The 16,628-nt window shown below is 46.0% G+C and carries 12 protein-coding genes and 1 pseudogene; 7 read left to right on the forward strand and 6 right to left on the reverse strand.

Translation table 11 applies throughout. The features are described from left to right. Window position 1: 1 nt before the first annotated feature. Together bamB and der are read left to right on the forward strand one after the other, a co-directional pair. Window positions 2–1,183: an outer membrane protein assembly factor BamB gene (bamB, locus tag HH682_RS05140; RefSeq protein WP_214236539.1), complete on the forward strand. Its 1,182-nt coding sequence runs from the start codon at window positions 2–4 to the stop codon at window positions 1,181–1,183. 154 nt (window positions 1,184–1,337) lie between these two features. Continuing rightward, a complete protein-coding gene (der, locus tag HH682_RS05145; RefSeq protein WP_214236540.1) occupies window positions 1,338–2,822 on the forward strand; it encodes a ribosome biogenesis GTPase Der in 1,485 nt (494 codons plus the stop codon). A gap of 29 nt (window positions 2,823–2,851) precedes the next feature. On the opposite strand, the gene xseA is transcribed toward der, so the two are convergent. Then, window positions 2,852–4,234: an exodeoxyribonuclease VII large subunit gene (xseA, locus tag HH682_RS05150; protein ID WP_214236541.1), complete on the reverse strand. Its 1,383-nt coding sequence runs from the start codon at window positions 4,232–4,234 to the stop codon at window positions 2,852–2,854. Window positions 4,235–4,402: 168 nt separating this feature from the next. Here xseA and guaB point away from each other — a divergent pair, with 168 nt between their 5' ends. After that, window positions 4,403–5,869, forward strand: coding sequence for an IMP dehydrogenase (gene guaB, locus HH682_RS05155; RefSeq protein WP_214236652.1), 1,467 nt, complete (start codon window positions 4,403–4,405; stop codon window positions 5,867–5,869). A 70-nt stretch (window positions 5,870–5,939) separates the two neighbouring features. Further along, a complete protein-coding gene (guaA, locus tag HH682_RS05160) occupies window positions 5,940–7,520 on the forward strand; it encodes a glutamine-hydrolyzing GMP synthase (protein WP_214236542.1) in 1,581 nt (526 codons plus the stop codon). Window positions 7,521–7,734: 214 nt separating this feature from the next. On the opposite strand, the pseudogene HH682_RS05165 reads toward guaA, so the two are convergent. Continuing rightward, a pseudogene (locus HH682_RS05165) lies at window positions 7,735–7,887 on the reverse strand (IS3 family transposase); the annotation flags it as partial. Window positions 7,888–7,992: 105 nt separating this feature from the next. Beyond that, on the reverse strand, window positions 7,993–10,029 hold the full coding sequence (locus HH682_RS05170; protein ID WP_214236543.1) for a prolyl oligopeptidase family serine peptidase: 2,037 nt from the start codon (window positions 10,027–10,029) through the stop codon (window positions 7,993–7,995). An 873-nt stretch (window positions 10,030–10,902) separates the two neighbouring features. Between HH682_RS05170 and HH682_RS05175 the strand changes: the two genes are divergently transcribed. Continuing rightward, window positions 10,903–12,210: a GTP pyrophosphokinase gene (locus HH682_RS05175; protein ID WP_214236544.1), complete on the forward strand. Its 1,308-nt coding sequence runs from the start codon at window positions 10,903–10,905 to the stop codon at window positions 12,208–12,210. 255 nt (window positions 12,211–12,465) lie between these two features. On the opposite strand, the gene HH682_RS05180 is transcribed toward HH682_RS05175, so the two are convergent. The 3 genes from HH682_RS05180 to HH682_RS05190 form a co-directional block, all read right to left on the reverse strand. Next, a complete protein-coding gene (locus HH682_RS05180; RefSeq protein WP_214236545.1) occupies window positions 12,466–13,455 on the reverse strand; it encodes an aldo/keto reductase in 990 nt (329 codons plus the stop codon). Between the two features lie 24 nt (window positions 13,456–13,479). Next, window positions 13,480–14,331 carry an aldo/keto reductase gene (locus HH682_RS05185; RefSeq protein ID WP_214236546.1) on the reverse strand — a complete coding sequence of 284 codons (852 nt, stop codon included), beginning with the start codon at window positions 14,329–14,331 and terminating at the stop codon, window positions 13,480–13,482. A gap of 438 nt (window positions 14,332–14,769) precedes the next feature. Then, entirely contained in the window at window positions 14,770–15,468 is a 699-nt protein-coding gene (locus HH682_RS05190; protein WP_214236653.1) for an RluA family pseudouridine synthase, read from the reverse strand. A 306-nt stretch (window positions 15,469–15,774) separates the two neighbouring features. On the opposite strand from HH682_RS05190, the gene HH682_RS05195 reads away from it, so the two are divergent. Both HH682_RS05195 and HH682_RS05200 read left to right on the forward strand, forming a co-directional pair. Then, entirely contained in the window at window positions 15,775–15,990 is a 216-nt protein-coding gene (locus HH682_RS05195) for a YdgH/BhsA/McbA family protein (RefSeq protein WP_214236547.1), read from the forward strand. Between the two features lie 81 nt (window positions 15,991–16,071). Beyond that, window positions 16,072–16,338, forward strand: coding sequence for a DksA/TraR family C4-type zinc finger protein (locus HH682_RS05200; protein ID WP_214236548.1), 267 nt, complete (start codon window positions 16,072–16,074; stop codon window positions 16,336–16,338). Window positions 16,339–16,628: the final 290 nt, after the last annotated feature.

Genomic DNA, 16,628 nt, shown 5'->3' on the forward strand with positions numbered 1-16,628 from the left:
CATGGAATTACGTAAATACCTGCTGCCGGCATTAATTTCGGCCACCCTGTTAAGTGGTTGTTCGCTGTTCAGTGGTGAAGAGGACGTCGTGAAAATGGCCCCTCTACCTAAAGTACAAAATCAATTTACCCCCTCTACCGCTTGGAGTACTTCGGTCGGTGATGGCGTGGGTAACATCTACTCTAACCTTCATCCAGCATGGCAAGACGGAACCGTCTATGCTGCTGATCGCCATGGTACCGTTAAAGCATTAAATGCGGAGAGCGGTAAAGAGAAATGGCAGATTGATCTATCTGAAAAGCAAGGCTTTTTCTCCAGTAATCTTTCAGCATTACTTTCTGGCGGCATTACGGTCGACGGATCTACCTTGTACATCGGTAGCGAGCGTGGTGCTGTCTATGCACTCAATACCGCAGACGGTAAGACGTTATGGAAGACCCAAGTCACCGGTGAAGCGATGTCTCGTCCCGTGGTGAGCGATGGTTTAGTGCTTATCCACCAAAGCAACGGTTTCTTACAGGCGCTTGATCAGCAATCTGGCGCCATCAAGTGGTCAGTAAACCTGGATATTCCATCACTTTCACTGCGCGGCGAGTCTGCACCTGCTGTAGCCTATGGCGGAGCGATCGTTGGCGGAGATAACGGCCGTGTGAGTGCCGTAATCCTTAACCAAGGTCAGATCATCTGGCAGCAACGTATCTCTCAACCGAGCGGTGCGACGGAAATTGATCGCTTAAGTGACGTGGATACTACACCAATCGTTGCTAATAACGTGGTGTACGCTTTAGCTTATAACGGTAGCTTGACGGCGATGGACTTACGTTCCGGACAAGTGATTTGGAAACGTGACGTCGGTGGCGTAAAAAATATTATCGTTGAAGGCAGTAATATCTACGTCGTTGACCAAGACGACCGTGTGATTGCTCTAAATACTGACGGCGGTGTCGCGATTTGGCGTCAAAGTGAGTTGCTACACCGCAACTTAACGTCGCCAGTATTATTTGATGGCTATTTGGTTGTGGGAGATAGCGAAGGCTACTTACACTGGGTCAATACCGCGGACGGACGTTTCGTCTCACAACAAAAAGTCGATAGCTCAGGCTTCCAGACAGATCCTGTTGTGGCCGGTAATAAATTACTGATCCAAGCGAAAGGTGGCGAGGTTTACTCCATCTCGCGTTAAACATCCTCAGCAATTTCGCTTAGGTGTGTTATATTGCACGGCTCCTGTTCTGCAGGAGCCGTTTATTTTTTTATGGTAAGCCACTTTTATTAGATTAAGCGTGCTTACGAATAAAAGTTGGGTTAGCAGATTTATTTTGTCATGAGGCTTTATTATGGTACCTGTGGTCGCGCTGGTTGGGCGCCCGAATGTTGGAAAGTCAACATTATTCAATCGGTTAACTCGCACACGTGATGCGCTGGTTGCGGACTTTCCCGGTCTGACGCGCGATCGCAAGTATGGGCGGGCTGAAGTTGAAGGTCGTGAATTTATCTGTATCGATACCGGTGGTATTGATGGCACCGAGGAAGGTGTGGAAACTCGGATGGCGGCACAATCGTTATTAGCGATTGAAGAAGCAGACGTCGTGCTATTCATGGTTGATGCCCGTGCGGGGGTTATGCCCGCAGATGAGCAAATTGCACAGCATTTACGTTCACGCGAAAAAGCGACATTTTTAGTCGCCAACAAAACTGATGGCCTTGATGCCGATGCGGCGATCAGTGATTTCTGGTCTTTAGGCATGGGCGAGATCCATGCTATTGCGGCCTCCCACGGTCGTGGAGTAACGTCGCTACTAGAAGCCGCGCTATTCCCGTGGATGGATAAGAAAGAAGAACAAGCGCCTCTTACTGAAGAAGAAGAGAACGCCGCGTATTGGGCCGATTTGGAAGCGGAAGAGCTGGAGCAACTCGAAGAAGAAGAAGAGTTTGATCCCACCACCTTACCGATCAAATTAGCCATTGTTGGACGTCCAAACGTTGGGAAATCAACGTTAACCAACCGCATCTTAGGGGAAGATCGTGTCGTGGTTTACGACATGCCCGGTACCACCCGCGACAGCGTGTATATCCCAATGGAGCGTGATGAGCGCGACTATATACTGATCGATACCGCTGGCGTGCGTAAACGCGGTAAAGTGCATGACGCAGTAGAGAAATTTTCCGTTATTAAAACCCTGCAAGCGATTGAAGATGCTAACGTTGTGCTGTTGGTGATTGATGCGCGCGAAGGGATCTCTGACCAAGACTTGTCATTGTTAGGCTTTATCCTCAACAGCGGCCGTTCTTTAGTTATCGTTGTCAATAAATGGGATGGGTTATCTCAGGAAGTCAGAGACGAAATCAAAGAAGCACTCGATTACCGTTTAGGCTTTATCGATTTCGCCCGTGTACACTTTATTTCGGCGTTACATGGCAGTGGCGTAGGCAATCTGTTTGAATCCATTACTGAAGCTTACGACAGCTCGACGAAGCGGGTGAATACAGCGATGTTGACGCGCATCATGCATATGGCGCAAGACGATCACCAACCACCTTTGGTCCGTGGACGTCGCGTTAAACTGAAATTTGCCCATGCCGGGGGTTATAACCCACCGATTGTGGTTATCCACGGCAACCAAGTGAAAGATTTACCCGATTCCTATAAGCGTTACTTGATGAACTATTATCGTCGTACGTTGAATGTAATGGGAACCCCAATCCGTATCCAATTCAAAGAGGGTGAAAACCCGTTTGCGGGTAAACGTAACCTGCTGACGCCAACGCAACAGCGTAAACGTAAACGTTTAATGGCGCATATGAAGAAGAATAAGCGTTGATAATAAGGGCCACATAGCGTGGCCCTTTTTTATTGCTGCGGAGAAGACCTTTTGCGGCTACGTTTTATAACTTTTTCAACGTTAAGTACTTCACTTTCTGCCCAACCATCTTCTAAACGCGTGCGGAGTTTGTCCCCCACACGTAAATCTTTTGTCTTACGCACCACGTCTCCCTGTGCGCCAGTGGTGACACTATAGCCTCGAGCAAGTGTCCCCAGCGGACTCACCGCTTCAAGCTGAACAGCGAGATTACCAAAGCGCTGCTTACGTTGTTCAACTTGCTGTTGGAAGGCAATTTGTAATCGGTAACGCTGTTGAGCGATATGTTGCTGATGCTGAGCGATTTTTGCTGAAGGTAATTGGCGATTCAGACGACGGGTCAGGGTATCACAACGCTGTTGCGTGCTTTGTAATTGACGTTGTAAAGCATCTTGCATGCGGCGTTGTTGCTGTTGCAATTGGGACTGTTGGCGAACCAGCCGTAATTGCGGATGTTGCTGGGTAAGGCGATGGGTCAGTGCCGTTAAACGGCGCTGCTGGCCAGTATGATAATAATCGAAGGCCATTTCTAAACGTTGCTGCTGATCCTGTAGTTGTCGTAACAATTCCTGCTGATTTCGGCTTACCATTTCTGCCGCCGCAGAAGGCGTCGGCGCGCGTAAGTCAGCGACAAAATCGGCAATGGTGATATCCGTTTCATGGCCGACAGCACTGACAATCGGTAATTGGCTCGCAGCAATCGCGCGGGCCACATGCTCTTCGTTGAAGCACCATAAGTCTTCCAGTGAGCCTCCGCCACGGCTCACAATCAACACATCACACTCCTGACGTTGATTGGCTAAGGTAATGGCCCTAACGATGGCGGCAGTGGCTTCTCGTCCTTGAACGGCAGTAGGGTAGATCAGCACCGGTAGAGCGGGGTCACGTCGACGTAAGACATGCAGAATATCATGCAGCGCAGCGCCGGAAGGAGAGGTGATAACTCCCACGCGTGTTGCTGGAACAGGAAGAGGACGCTTGCGGGATTGCGCAAATAAGCCTTCATGGTCCAGTTTTTGCTTTAAGGCTTGAAATTGTTGCTGCAATAACCCCTCGCCAGCAGGATGCATCGCCTCGACGACCAGTTGATAGTCGCCTCGCGGATCATAAAGGGTCACAGAGGCGCGGACTAGGATCTGCATCCCATTTTGGGGTTGGAAGGGCACGCGTTGATTATTACCGCGAAACATTGCGCAGCGGACTTGGGCCGCATCGTCCTTTAAGGTGAAGTACCAATGCCCGGATGCCGGACGGCTAAAGTTCGACACTTCGGCACTTAACCAGACTCGGCCAAGTTGCTTCTCCAAAAGTTGTCGCACGCTACCGTTTAGCTGGGCGACGGAATAAATAGTGCTGTTTTCGGTCGGTAACATGTGATCAAGATCAAACTTTAAATCAGAGGGTTAAACAGTGATAGTAACCTTCTACTTACAACTATCAAGTTTTTTCTATAAATAAAGCTGGAGCGAGGGACAATGCGCCTGTATAATGCATCGGCAATATTTTATCCGTTCTCACACACCTTAGGTTGGGATATTGCCATGCTACGAATTGCCAAAGAAGCCCTCACGTTCGACGATGTTTTACTGGTTCCTGCCCACTCTACCGTTCTGCCTAACACGGCTTCACTGACGACTCAATTAACCAAGAATATTCGCCTGAATATCCCTATGCTATCTGCAGCGATGGATACCGTGACCGAAGCCCGTTTAGCAATTGCGCTGGCTCAAGAAGGCGGTTTAGGTTTTATTCACAAAAATATGACCATTGAGCGCCAAGCAGAAGAAGTGCGTAAGGTTAAAAAATATGAAAGTGGTATTGTCACTGATCCGCAAACCGTATTGCCAACCACCACGCTACGTGAAGTAAAAGAGTTAACCGAAATTAATGGTTTTGCCGGTTACCCGGTGGTCAATGCGCAAAATGAGCTGGTGGGAATCATTACTGGTCGTGATGTCCGTTTTGTGACCGACCTTAGCCTAGCGGTCAGCACTTTTATGACGCCGAAAGATCGTTTAGTGACGGTCAAAGAAGGTGATGCGCGCGAAATCGTTCTGCAAAAAATGCATGAAAATCGTGTCGAAAAAGCGTTAGTGGTCGACGATGCTTTCCATCTTCTTGGCATGATCACCGTTAAAGATTTCCAAAAAGCGGAACGTAAACCTAATGCGTGTAAAGACTCTCAAGGTCGTTTACGTGTTGGCGCAGCAGTCGGTGCTGGCGCAGGTAACGAAGAGCGTGTTGATGCATTAGTCGCAGCAGGTGTCGATGTGTTACTGATCGACTCCTCACACGGCCATTCAGAAGGCGTTTTACAACGTATCCGTGAAACTCGCGCGAAATACCCTGATTTAGAAATTATTGGCGGTAATGTCGCGACCGCTGCGGGAGCTAAAGCCCTAGCAGACGCTGGTGTAAGTGCGGTGAAAGTGGGTATTGGCCCTGGCTCTATCTGTACGACACGTATCGTTACGGGTGTGGGTGTTCCACAAATCACTGCGGTATCCGATGCGGTGGCTGCGTTGGAAGGTACAGGCATTCCGGTGGTTGCCGATGGCGGAATCCGTTTCTCTGGCGATATTGCTAAAGCTATCGCAGCCGGTGCTGCAGCGGTAATGGTGGGTTCAATGTTAGCCGGTACCGATGAGTCTCCAGGCGAGATCGAACTCTATCAAGGTCGTTCTTACAAATCTTACCGTGGTATGGGCTCCTTAGGCGCGATGTCAAAAGGCTCTTCCGACCGTTACTTCCAAACGGATAACGCCGCCGACAAATTAGTGCCTGAAGGAATTGAAGGCCGTGTCGCGTATAAAGGTCACTTAAAAGAGATTATTCATCAGCAGATGGGTGGCTTACGTTCATGTATGGGCCTAACCGGTTGTGCGACCATCGATGATTTACGGACCAAGGCAGAATTTGTCCGCATCAGTGGTGCAGGTATCTCGGAAAGTCACGTCCACGATGTTACTATCACCAAAGAAGCACCAAATTATCGTATGGGGTCATAATCCCGATTGATTTTGCGCCCGGCGATTGCAGGGCGCGTCATTTCATAACGCTATCGCCTGGAAAATTTTAATGACGACAGAAAATATTCATAAACACCGTATTCTGATCCTCGACTTTGGTTCGCAGTATACGCAGCTGGTCGCACGTCGTGTGCGTGAGCTGGGCGTGTACTGTGAATTATGGGCTTGGGATGTTACCGAAGCACAGATCCGCGAATTTAACCCTAACGGTATTATTTTATCGGGTGGTCCGGAGAGTACGACGGAAAACGATAGTCCACGCGCACCGGAATACGTGTTCAATGCTGGAGTACCGGTTTTAGGTGTTTGCTATGGTATGCAAACTATGGCGATGCAACTGGGAGGCCAAGTTCAAGGTTCCAACGAGCGTGAATTCGGCTATGCGCAAGTTGAAGTCGTTGCTGACAGCGCATTAGTCCGTGATATCAAAGACAGCTTAACCGAGCAAGGCGCACCTATTTTAGATGTTTGGATGAGCCATGGCGACAAAGTCACCGCAATTCCTGCTGACTTTACTACCGTTGCAAGCACTGAAACCTGTCCGTTTGCGATTATGGCGAACGAGGAAAAGCGTTTCTACGGAGTGCAGTTCCACCCAGAAGTGACCCACACTCGTCAGGGCCAGCAACTGCTGGAGCGTTTCGTACGCGATATCTGCCAGTGTGAGGCTTTGTGGACACCGGCTAAGATTATTGATGATGCAGTTGAGCGCCTGCGTGAGCAAGTCGGTAATGATAAAGTCATTCTCGGCCTCTCCGGCGGTGTGGACTCCTCTGTTACCGCGCTGCTGCTACATCGTGCCATTGGTGATCGCTTAACTTGCGTCTTCGTCGACAATGGTCTGCTACGTTTAAACGAAGCGGAACAAGTGATGGAGATGTTTGGTGATCGTTTCGGTCTCAATATCATCCATGTTGAAGCGGAAAAACGCTTCCTCGATGCGCTAACAGGGATCGATGAACCTGAAGCTAAGCGTAAAACCATTGGTCGTGTATTTGTTGAAGTCTTTGATGAAGAAGCCTTAAAACTCGAAGACGTGAAGTGGTTGGCTCAAGGGACTATCTACCCAGACGTGATCGAGTCTGCCGCTTCAGCGACCGGTAAAGCGCATGTGATTAAGTCACACCACAACGTCGGTGGCTTACCGAAAGAGATGAAGATGGGGCTGGTTGAGCCGCTTAAAGAGCTGTTCAAAGATGAAGTCCGTAAAATTGGTCTGGAGCTAGGCCTACCGTTCGAGATGCTTTATCGTCACCCATTCCCAGGTCCTGGACTTGGCGTACGTGTATTGGGTGAAGTAAAGAAAGAGTATTGCGATCTACTGCGTTGCGCAGATGCCATCTTTATCGAAGAACTGCATAAAGCAAAACTTTACGACAAGGTTAGCCAAGCCTTCACCGTATTCTTACCGGTACGCTCGGTAGGGGTAATGGGTGACGGCCGTAAATATGATTGGGTTGTTTCCCTTCGTGCCGTTGAAACTATCGACTTTATGACCGCGCATTGGGCACATCTGCCCTACGAGTTCTTAGGCCGCGTTTCTAACCGTATCATCAACGAAGTTAACGGTATTTCCCGTGTCGTTTACGATATTAGTGGTAAACCGCCTGCAACCATCGAGTGGGAATGATATTCGGGCTAATCTAGCCTCATCAGTTCTCATCACAATCTGCCTACAAGCCTCGATTCGTCGGGGCTTTCTTCTTCTGTCCTCATCCTCCCTCATCAATCCACTATCAAATAAATGACGTAATTTTTGACGGTATGTTGTAGTGGATCATAAAATTAAGACACGGAGATAACCTGTTTCGATTTTTATTCATCAACGCAAGGCCCTAACCCTAGACGCAGCCAGACTTAAGGCAGAACGGTTTGAACTGCTCCGTCAGCAATGGCTGCAGTCGCGGATAAAGGCGTACCTCAGTTGGACAGTTTTGCGAAGTACGCCGCGACTTTTTTAGTATGTCTCTCTGGTCAGTAACCTGATTTAATTTTGAACTCTTCGGGATAACGTTTACCCTTTATCGGCAGTTTTCTACTAAGTCATCTTAATGACTCAAAGGTGCCTGTTACACCCGTAGCGATTCAGTCTAATTGTATTGTTAGCGTTCATTTAACATTTGCCATAGAAACTCATTAATCATTGCCTCATAAAATGCGGCCTGGCTATTTTCTGGAGCGCTACCATGACCTGCTTCGGTTTCTTCATACAACCAGACGTTATTATGGCCCTGCTGCTGCATAAGAGCCGCCATTTTCCGCGCATGTGCAGGACTGACACGGTCGTCTTGCGTACCGGTGGTAAACAAAACTGACGGATAGCTTTCGTCAGGAGAGACTTTGTCGAACGGTGAATAACGCTGTAGCCATTTTTTCTCTTCATCGATATCCGGGTCTCCATATTCAGCAATCCATGAAGAGCCCGCCAGCCAGCGATGGTAGTTAGTCATATCCAGAAGTGGAACTTCACATACCAGAGCACCAAATAGTGAGGGGTAATCTGTTAGCATGTTACCAATCAGTAATCCCCCATTACTGCCACCTTGCGCTGCAAGTTTGGATGGACAGGTTACACCGCGACGAATCAAATCGTCAGCCACTGACGCAAAATCTTCATAGGCACGATATCGATACTGCTTAAGTGCTGCTTGGTGCCATTCTGGACCATATTCCCCCCCTCCTCGAATATTGGCTACGACATAGACTCCCCCTTTTTGCAACCATGTGATCCCTGTCGTACCCAGATATTCGGGCGTTAACGATACTTCAAAACCGCCATAGCCATACAATAAAGTAGGATGTAGACCAGTAAGCGCGAGATCTTTAATCGCTATTTGAAAATAAGGGATTCGTGTACCATCCAATGATTGGGCAAAATGCTGAGTAACCTGAAAATTGGTTTTATCAAAACACTCAGGTGCCTGCTTTACCACATTGAGTGTTTTGTTATCCAGATCACCATAACTCAGGCTGTAGGATTGTAAAAAACCATAACTGATCAGCTGATAACGGTTGCTCATCACGTTAATGCCTGACGCTGTAATCATTGTAAAGTCCGGTAATGTCAGTGTCTGAACACGGCTCCACTGTCCATTTTCTATTTTTAAAATATCCACGCTTCCTACAACATCTCGGCTCACGTTGAGGAGAAGATAATCACGGGTCGAACTGTAACTCAGTAATGTAGTATGGATATCAGGCGTGAACAGAGTGCTGAAGTCGCGCTGACCTTGTTGAAAAGTATTAAAATCAATAGCCAGCAAAGCCCCAGCTGGATAAATTTTATCCTCTATTTGCCATGTGGCGGTGAGTGTAATAAGCAGCCAGTTGTCGAAAAATCCGCAGGATGCAGTGTCCGGGATATCGATGGCTTCCAGCTTATTGTGTTCAGTCAGTAGGTATGTGCAGCTACGGTAAAAATCCTGACTGCAATGTACCAGATTTTTTTCGAAACCCGGCGTATGATCATGCGAGGCTGAAACCGTCAAATCGCTAGTTTTGCCAGAGTAAATCAAAGGAGCATCTCGGGGTGAAGTGCCTCGCTGCCATCGCCGAATACAACGTGGATAACCTGATGTGGTGAGCGAGTCTCCCCCCGCATCCAATGCCAGTAATAAGGTATTTATATCAAGCCAGGTAATTTCGCTTTTACTCTCAGGGAGAAAGAAACCATCCGCTATAAAGGTCTTGCTTAGTAGATCGAACTCTCGGATTTCGCAGGCATCTCCACCGCTTGATAAAAAAACCAGTGCCCGCGTGAAATGAGGATAAAGTAGATCGGCCCCCCCGAAGCTCCAATTTGCACTTTCATCTTCATTCAGGCGATCAATATCAAGCACTGTTTCCCATTGTGGGGTTGTGGTCAAATACGATGCTTCATCAGTCCGTCGCCAGATTCCACGAGGATGATTATCATCCTGCCAGAAATTGTAAACGGTATCGTGATAGAGGTCCCCCCAAGGAATGTTCGATTTATCATTTAACGACGTTAGGATAGCTTCCTGTGTTTGCTGAAAACGCCGACTCTGCGCGAATCTTTCTATAGTGCTATGATTTTGAGAAGCTACCCAGTGTAGAGCTGTATCGTCCTGGGGGCGTTCAAGTTTACTGAGTAAATCCTGAAAATGTGTAGGTAACATAATAAGTCCTTTTATTGATTGTTAAGGTTGTATACCTATTAAAAATTCTATTGCTTTAGAATATCTTTGTTGAGTGGCTTTTCCCCACGGACACTCGATTACGTATCTTCATGTACAGGGTATAAGCAGAAATTTCAACGGAAGGTAAAAATTTATTATTTAAAGTGAATATATACCTGCTCGCACGTTAAATTTAACATAAGACTTTTTACTCACCTCTCATGTTACTGCAATTTGATAATGTCACTTTTCACTATTAATTTAGCCTTCCTTGGCGACGGGCTAGTCGCCGTGACCGTTGAGGTTAGAATATTATCTTTTATCATCTGGCAAAATTTACTGTGCCATTGCAATACTGAGCGAATGTTTGAAATTTGGGATTATCTTGTCATATTGATGAAGGGGACGGCTTAGTTGAATAAATCGAACTATTGATGAGTTGAAGGATCCGATCATAAATCATCCGGCAACAATGGTCGCTCGATAGCGGAAACGGCGATATCGGTGGTTTCACTGATGCTGCGAGACGAGGAGGGTAAGGTAGCAGAGGCTTTGGCCATGTGGTGTGGATGTTGAGCAAAATGACAAAAGGAGACATGGCAGAAAGCGTGAGTATCCTCTGAGAACATTACTGGCTAGGGAGATAGCTACCGAAATCTGATTTATTCAACGAAGCCCAGAAAAAGATAATGACTCGTCATTTATAAATATTCGCATGCAGAACGTGTTATAGTGAGTTCGGTAGAGTATTAACTATCATCATCTACCTAGTTCAGTAATAAAAATTCCTGGCTAATCATAACGTTATTTAATATTTTCCGATTTTCTCTATCGCTTTATTTAGCATTCTCATACCAAGGGTCATTGTTCGCTATGAGTGTTATAAAAGAATTCTTAGAACAATATAGTAAACAATATGATTACTATTCTGAGTTGGCAGAAACGGGTGCAAATTTACTTGAGCAGGAATTAGAGAGGAGGGGAATTAAAGCTATCGTTTCATTTAGGGCTAAGCGGCCAGATCGTTTAGATGAAAAACTCAAACGAAGAAATGAAAAGTCAGCATATAAAGACGTTATTAATATTTATGAAGATATTGTTGATCTTGCTGGCGTGAGGGTCGCTTTATACTTCCCTAAAGATAGAGAGGTTGTAGATGAAATTATCAACTTTTTATTTTTAGTAAGAAAAAAGAATAATTTCCCTCAACAATCATATCAGCCAAAATTTGAAAAAAGATTTTCAGGCTACTGGGCGTCCCATTATCGAGTTAATTTACAAAATACTAGCCAAAATACTAAACGTTATGAAAGTGTCTTGTTTGAAATTCAAGTCGCTTCGGTTCTTATGCATGCATGGTCGGAAGTCGAACACGACCTTGTTTATAAGCCTCTTGCAGGTGATTTATCTGAAGAGGAACTTGCCATTTTAGATGAGATTAATGGGTTAGTACTGATCGGAGAAATCGCACTTGAAAGACTACAGAAAGCGATCACAAAAAGAACTAAAGAGAAAGACAATATCTCAAACAGATATCAATTAACAAGTTTTATAACGAGCTCACTTAATAACAGTTACATAAGCAAACTCAAGTTAGGTGATACAAAGATTTTATTTAATTACCTCAAGGATAATTCTAGTATAAGCGCTAACGAGCTTGCTGATTATTTGAATAAAATTAACCAAGATGAAAATGAGACAATCACTGATCAATTACTTTTGATGATTATTAATGATTCTTATAAAAGTAGTGAAAATAATTTAAATCTTTCGAATTACTTGAAGTATTCGCTGGGTGAAAATAGAGATGTCTCGGGTTTTGAGCTGTTTATCAAAGCATGGATTTTGTTAGAGAAGGCTGTGTCGTTAATCCAGAATGATAATTCTCGGCAGAATAAAAAATTTGCTACCGCAAAATTTGAGTTTTTAGTGTCTAAGCAAATCATCACTCGGGAAGAGTCACTCGAATTGAACTATTTAAAAAAAAGTAGAAGAAATTTGCTCCATGGAGTGGAAACCCCTACCGATTATCAATTACATGCAATGTATATTCGGTTTTTGACATTAACCGAAAAAATTATCTCTTCTATTTTAAGCGATAATGATAGAGATTATTTACTGAGGGAAATCGGTACGATGAGAACGGAAAGCAGTCAATCACGCATAACGTTTATGCAGTGATGGTTCTCTATTTATAACCTGTAATAAAGATGTAAGGCATTACATCCATATTTGGCTAAGCGGGGCCGGTATTCCTGAAGATTGGGTGCAAGCCTGTGTGAGCTCCGGAGAGCTTATTCGGGTTTTAGACGATGGGCGTCCAGCGTTTTCTGGGTATTATCTCTATTATCCAAGTCCTAAACAGCATCGACCTGCCTTTGGATTAATGATTGAGGGATCAGCAAAGGGTTCACTCTACGAGCGAACCCTTATCCATTAGCGGCCCACGCGAGCTTGATGTTCAGGCGAGTACCTATCACCGACAATTGCTATTCCCTCGAGTGCGGTGCTTATCTGTTGAAGATCCTGTTGCGTTAAGGTGAGAGCACTAGCGCTTAGATTTTCCTGCAGACGATCCATCTTGGTGGTGCCCGGAATCGGGACAATCCAAGGTTTTTGCGCCAAAAGCCAAGCTAGGGCGATTTGTGCTGAAGTCATCCCTTTTTCTGTGGCTAACTGTGTTAAGACTGAGACCAGGTTTTTATTTGCCTCAATGGCTTGAGCGGTAAAGCGTGGCACTGAATTGCGATAGTCATTTTTATCAAAGACCGTGTCAGCAGTAATCTTCCCGGTAAGAAAGCCTTTACCCAATGGACTAAAGGGAACAAAACCAATCCCTAGCTCTTCTAACAACGGTAGAATCTCTTGCTCTGGCTCACGCCACCATAATGAATATTCGCTTTGTAACGCTGTCAGAGGTTGAACGGCATGAGCGCGGTGAATCGTTTGAGGGCCGGCTTCTGAAAGTCCGAAATGTTTCACTTTACCTTCGGCAATCAGCGTTTGTACCGTCCCCGCGACATCCTCGATAGGGACATCAGGATCGACGCGGTGCTGATAGAGGAGATCGATCACATCCGTCTTAAGACGGCGTAAAGAGCCCTCGACGGCTTGCCGTATATGTTCGGGGCGGCTATTCAAGATCTGCTGTTTATTATCGTTGCCAAAGGTAAAGCCAAATTTAGTGGCAATCACCACCTGGTCACGAAAAGGTTTTAACGCTTCTCCAACCACTGATTCGTTAAGATAAGGGCCATAGACTTCAGCGGTATCAAAAAAAGTGACGCCACGTTCCACCGCAGTACGAATCAGCGCGACCGCCTCTGCAGTGCTTGTAGCCGGGTCATAACCATGACTGAGCCCCATACAGCCTAGTCCTAGTGCAGAAACTTTCAGTTCAGATGTTCCCAAAGAACGTTTTTGCATGCTCGTCATCCCCTTGAAGAATAATTATACGTCCAGTTTACGTGCTGTCAGCCATTCGACCATTGCTGGGTCACGATGGGAGAAGAATGCACTGGTAGCGGTATCCAAAGCGGTAATTTGCAGCATCTCTGCAGTCGTCAGCTCGAAGTCGAGGATATGCCTATTCTCTTCCATACGAGCCTTACGTACTGACTTAGCAAGCGAAACAATACCGCGTTGATAGATCCAGCGTAAGACAACTTGGCCAACACTTTTGCCATATTTCTTACCGATAGTGGAGAGCACTGGCTGGTCAAATAGACCATTTTTACCTTCGGCAAAGGGTGCCCACGCTTGTGGCTGAATACCATGGCTCTGCATCCACGGCGCAGCATGGAGTTGTTGGTTGAAGGGATTAACCTCGATCTGGTTGACGGCAGGGATTATCTTGTTAAATGCGATGAGGTCGGCAAGACGATCAGGGTGAAAATTGCTGACACCAATCGCACGAATTTTACCTGCTTGGTATAGCTCCTCCATGGCCCGCCATGCTCGGTGGACATCACCATAGGGTTGGCGAATGAGATACTGATCGACATAATCGAGCTGTAAACGATTGAGTGAACGTTCGAATTGGGCTTTTGCCCCCTCGTAATGGGTATCTTGCAGCCAAAGTTTAGTCGTGACGAAAAGTTCGTCCCGTGCGATACCACTCTGTTTTAAGGCATTACCCACTTGGCTTTCATTTTGGTAGGAGGCGGCAGTATCAATCAGGCGATAGCCCGTGTCGATGGCATCGATAACCGCTTTCTCACATTCGGCAGGATCTGATATTTGAAACACGCCAAAGCCTAGAAGTGGTATCTCAATACCGTTATTAAGTATGGTCGTTTGCATTACCTTACCCTTTTACAAGTGAATTTTATGAGCATAGCGCTGAATGATTTATCTGATAAGGGGGATTAATGAGCTAGGGTTTATAAAATATATTCATCAATCGCAGAGGGTGATCATCATTCAGTAGAGATCAAGTGCGGGCTTGATGATGCGTAGAGCTGAATAGAGTCAGCGGTGAAAGGGGGCTAAGCCTTTTAAAGGGATGAGTATCACTTGTCTATCCGCACTGATAGACATTGATAAATTAGGCGTTCAGCCAACCTCACTGACTGAAGGTCTTCTTAAGGCAATAATGTCTCGTGCAAAAATAACCAACGCAGCAGCCTCTGTTCATGGGTTAAGACTAAGGTTGAACAGCGCAAGGTACTGGGTTGATCGGGGAAATCTTGCTGTTCTTTATAGGCGACCGCAACATTTATTCCGTTGTCGACAAGGTGGTTAAAAGGGGAGTGGGCTCTTTATCGTCATGGGGGCGCCGCTGAGTGGGTGGTAAAAGCTCAAAGTACTGGCATGTAGCATTAAACGCGGGTGTGAGCCCTTTTCTGAAAGTTCACGCCCACCGTACAGATCACACCCCAAGATCGGATAACCGAAATAGTGACAGTGGAGTCGTAATTGATGCGTGCGACCTGTTAGCGGGGATAACTTCACCCGAGTCACAGGCAGTTTGACTCCACTGGCTAACGTGTATCCAGTGCGTTGTTCCACTTGAAAACGAGATTGCGCCGGTTTGCCGGTGGTGGAGTCTATGCGCATTAGCGGGAAATTGGCCGGATCTTTTGCGATGGGCGCATCAATAATGCCGCTATCCTCGAAAAGATGACCACAAAGCAGTGCATGGTAGGTTTTACCGACGGTGCGCTGACTAAATTGCTGGCAAAGGGCGGCATTAATCGCTTTATTTAATGCGATCAGCATTAGACCTGAAGTACCGAAATCGAGGCGATGGACTAAGGTACAGCCAGGGAACTGCTGAACCAGACGATGATGGACTGAATCCCAATTCAGTGGATTTTTTCCGGAAAGGCTCAATAACCCACTGGGCTTATTAATGACCAACAGTGCATCATCCTGATACAAAATCTCGATAGTGGCTTCGCAGGGCGGGGCGATAAAGGTATCAATAATGCTCACTATAGAGGTCTCAGAGGTTAGGGTTCGTAAAGGTAGGGAGGATAAGCGATCCTGCTGTTAAGGTGAAGTGGACTTTATAATAAGCAGCTTTCCCCATTTATGTATCCGCTTTTCAGAATGACTCGTTTCATTACCTACTAGCAAAGTGCTTTGCTGACAGGGGGAGTAGATACCTACTCTTGATTTTTAATCTAAATATTTGAATAAGATTGGCAATTGTTTTCGATATTCAATCGCTGCCACACCCTTTAAAATGGCCAATCATATAAGAACCTCTTTATAGATATCAAAAAATTAAGGAATACACCCATGAAAGCAGTCAAAAAATTTGTCGCAGTTATTACGTTTACGCTGGTTTCCTTCGCATCCTCTGCACAAAGCGTGACCGCCTGTGCATCGACGATTGACGATGCCGAAGCACTGGTTGCTGCTCAAGCTAAGGAAGCGGGGGCCTCTTACAAAATTACGGAATCGCATTTCAATAATGGAGTCCATATGACGGCCCTCCTGATCCATAAAAAGTAAGTTATCAGGTGACGCGCTTGTCAGCAGACCGGCAACTCTTCACCTATACTACGTGTTTGCGTGAGTGATTGAGGAGGCACTATGGCAGGGGGATGGGTTGAAGATGGCGCAGTACAAAAGCAGATCGATGATACCGTCGACGATGCGATAGCGCAGGCGAGAAGTCAGCTTCATCATGGTGAAAGCGCGGAATTTTGTGTCGAGTGCGATGAGCCTATTCCACTCGCGCGTCAGCAGGCGTTGCCAGGGGTAATTTACTGCATAAACTGCCAGCAGGAGCGGGACAGGCAACAGTCAACCGCTAGCGCTATCAATCGCCGCGGTAGTAAAGACAGCCAATTACGGTAATTGGCGAAATGAGTATTAAGACGGCTTCGCCAGCGCTAAATAGCCGTCTGTCTTAGTATTATCTCTCCAAGGTTATCACTGGTTAATCGCCATTCGTACCATTAATCCATCAATGTTATTAATCTAAATAATCACTTTCTGACTTCAATAAGAAAAACATATAGCTAATAACCTATTGTTTCTTAGGCTCTTTAAATTATTTTTCGGAAACTGTGAGCTTAATCATTATAAATACAATCCTTTATGTTTTATAAATGAGTTCACTTTTTTGAATGTATTGTGCCAGCGAG

Origin of the sequence: Rosenbergiella gaditana (assembly GCF_018494065.1) — a bacterium.
GTDB lineage: Bacteria > Pseudomonadota > Gammaproteobacteria > Enterobacterales > Enterobacteriaceae > Rosenbergiella > Rosenbergiella gaditana.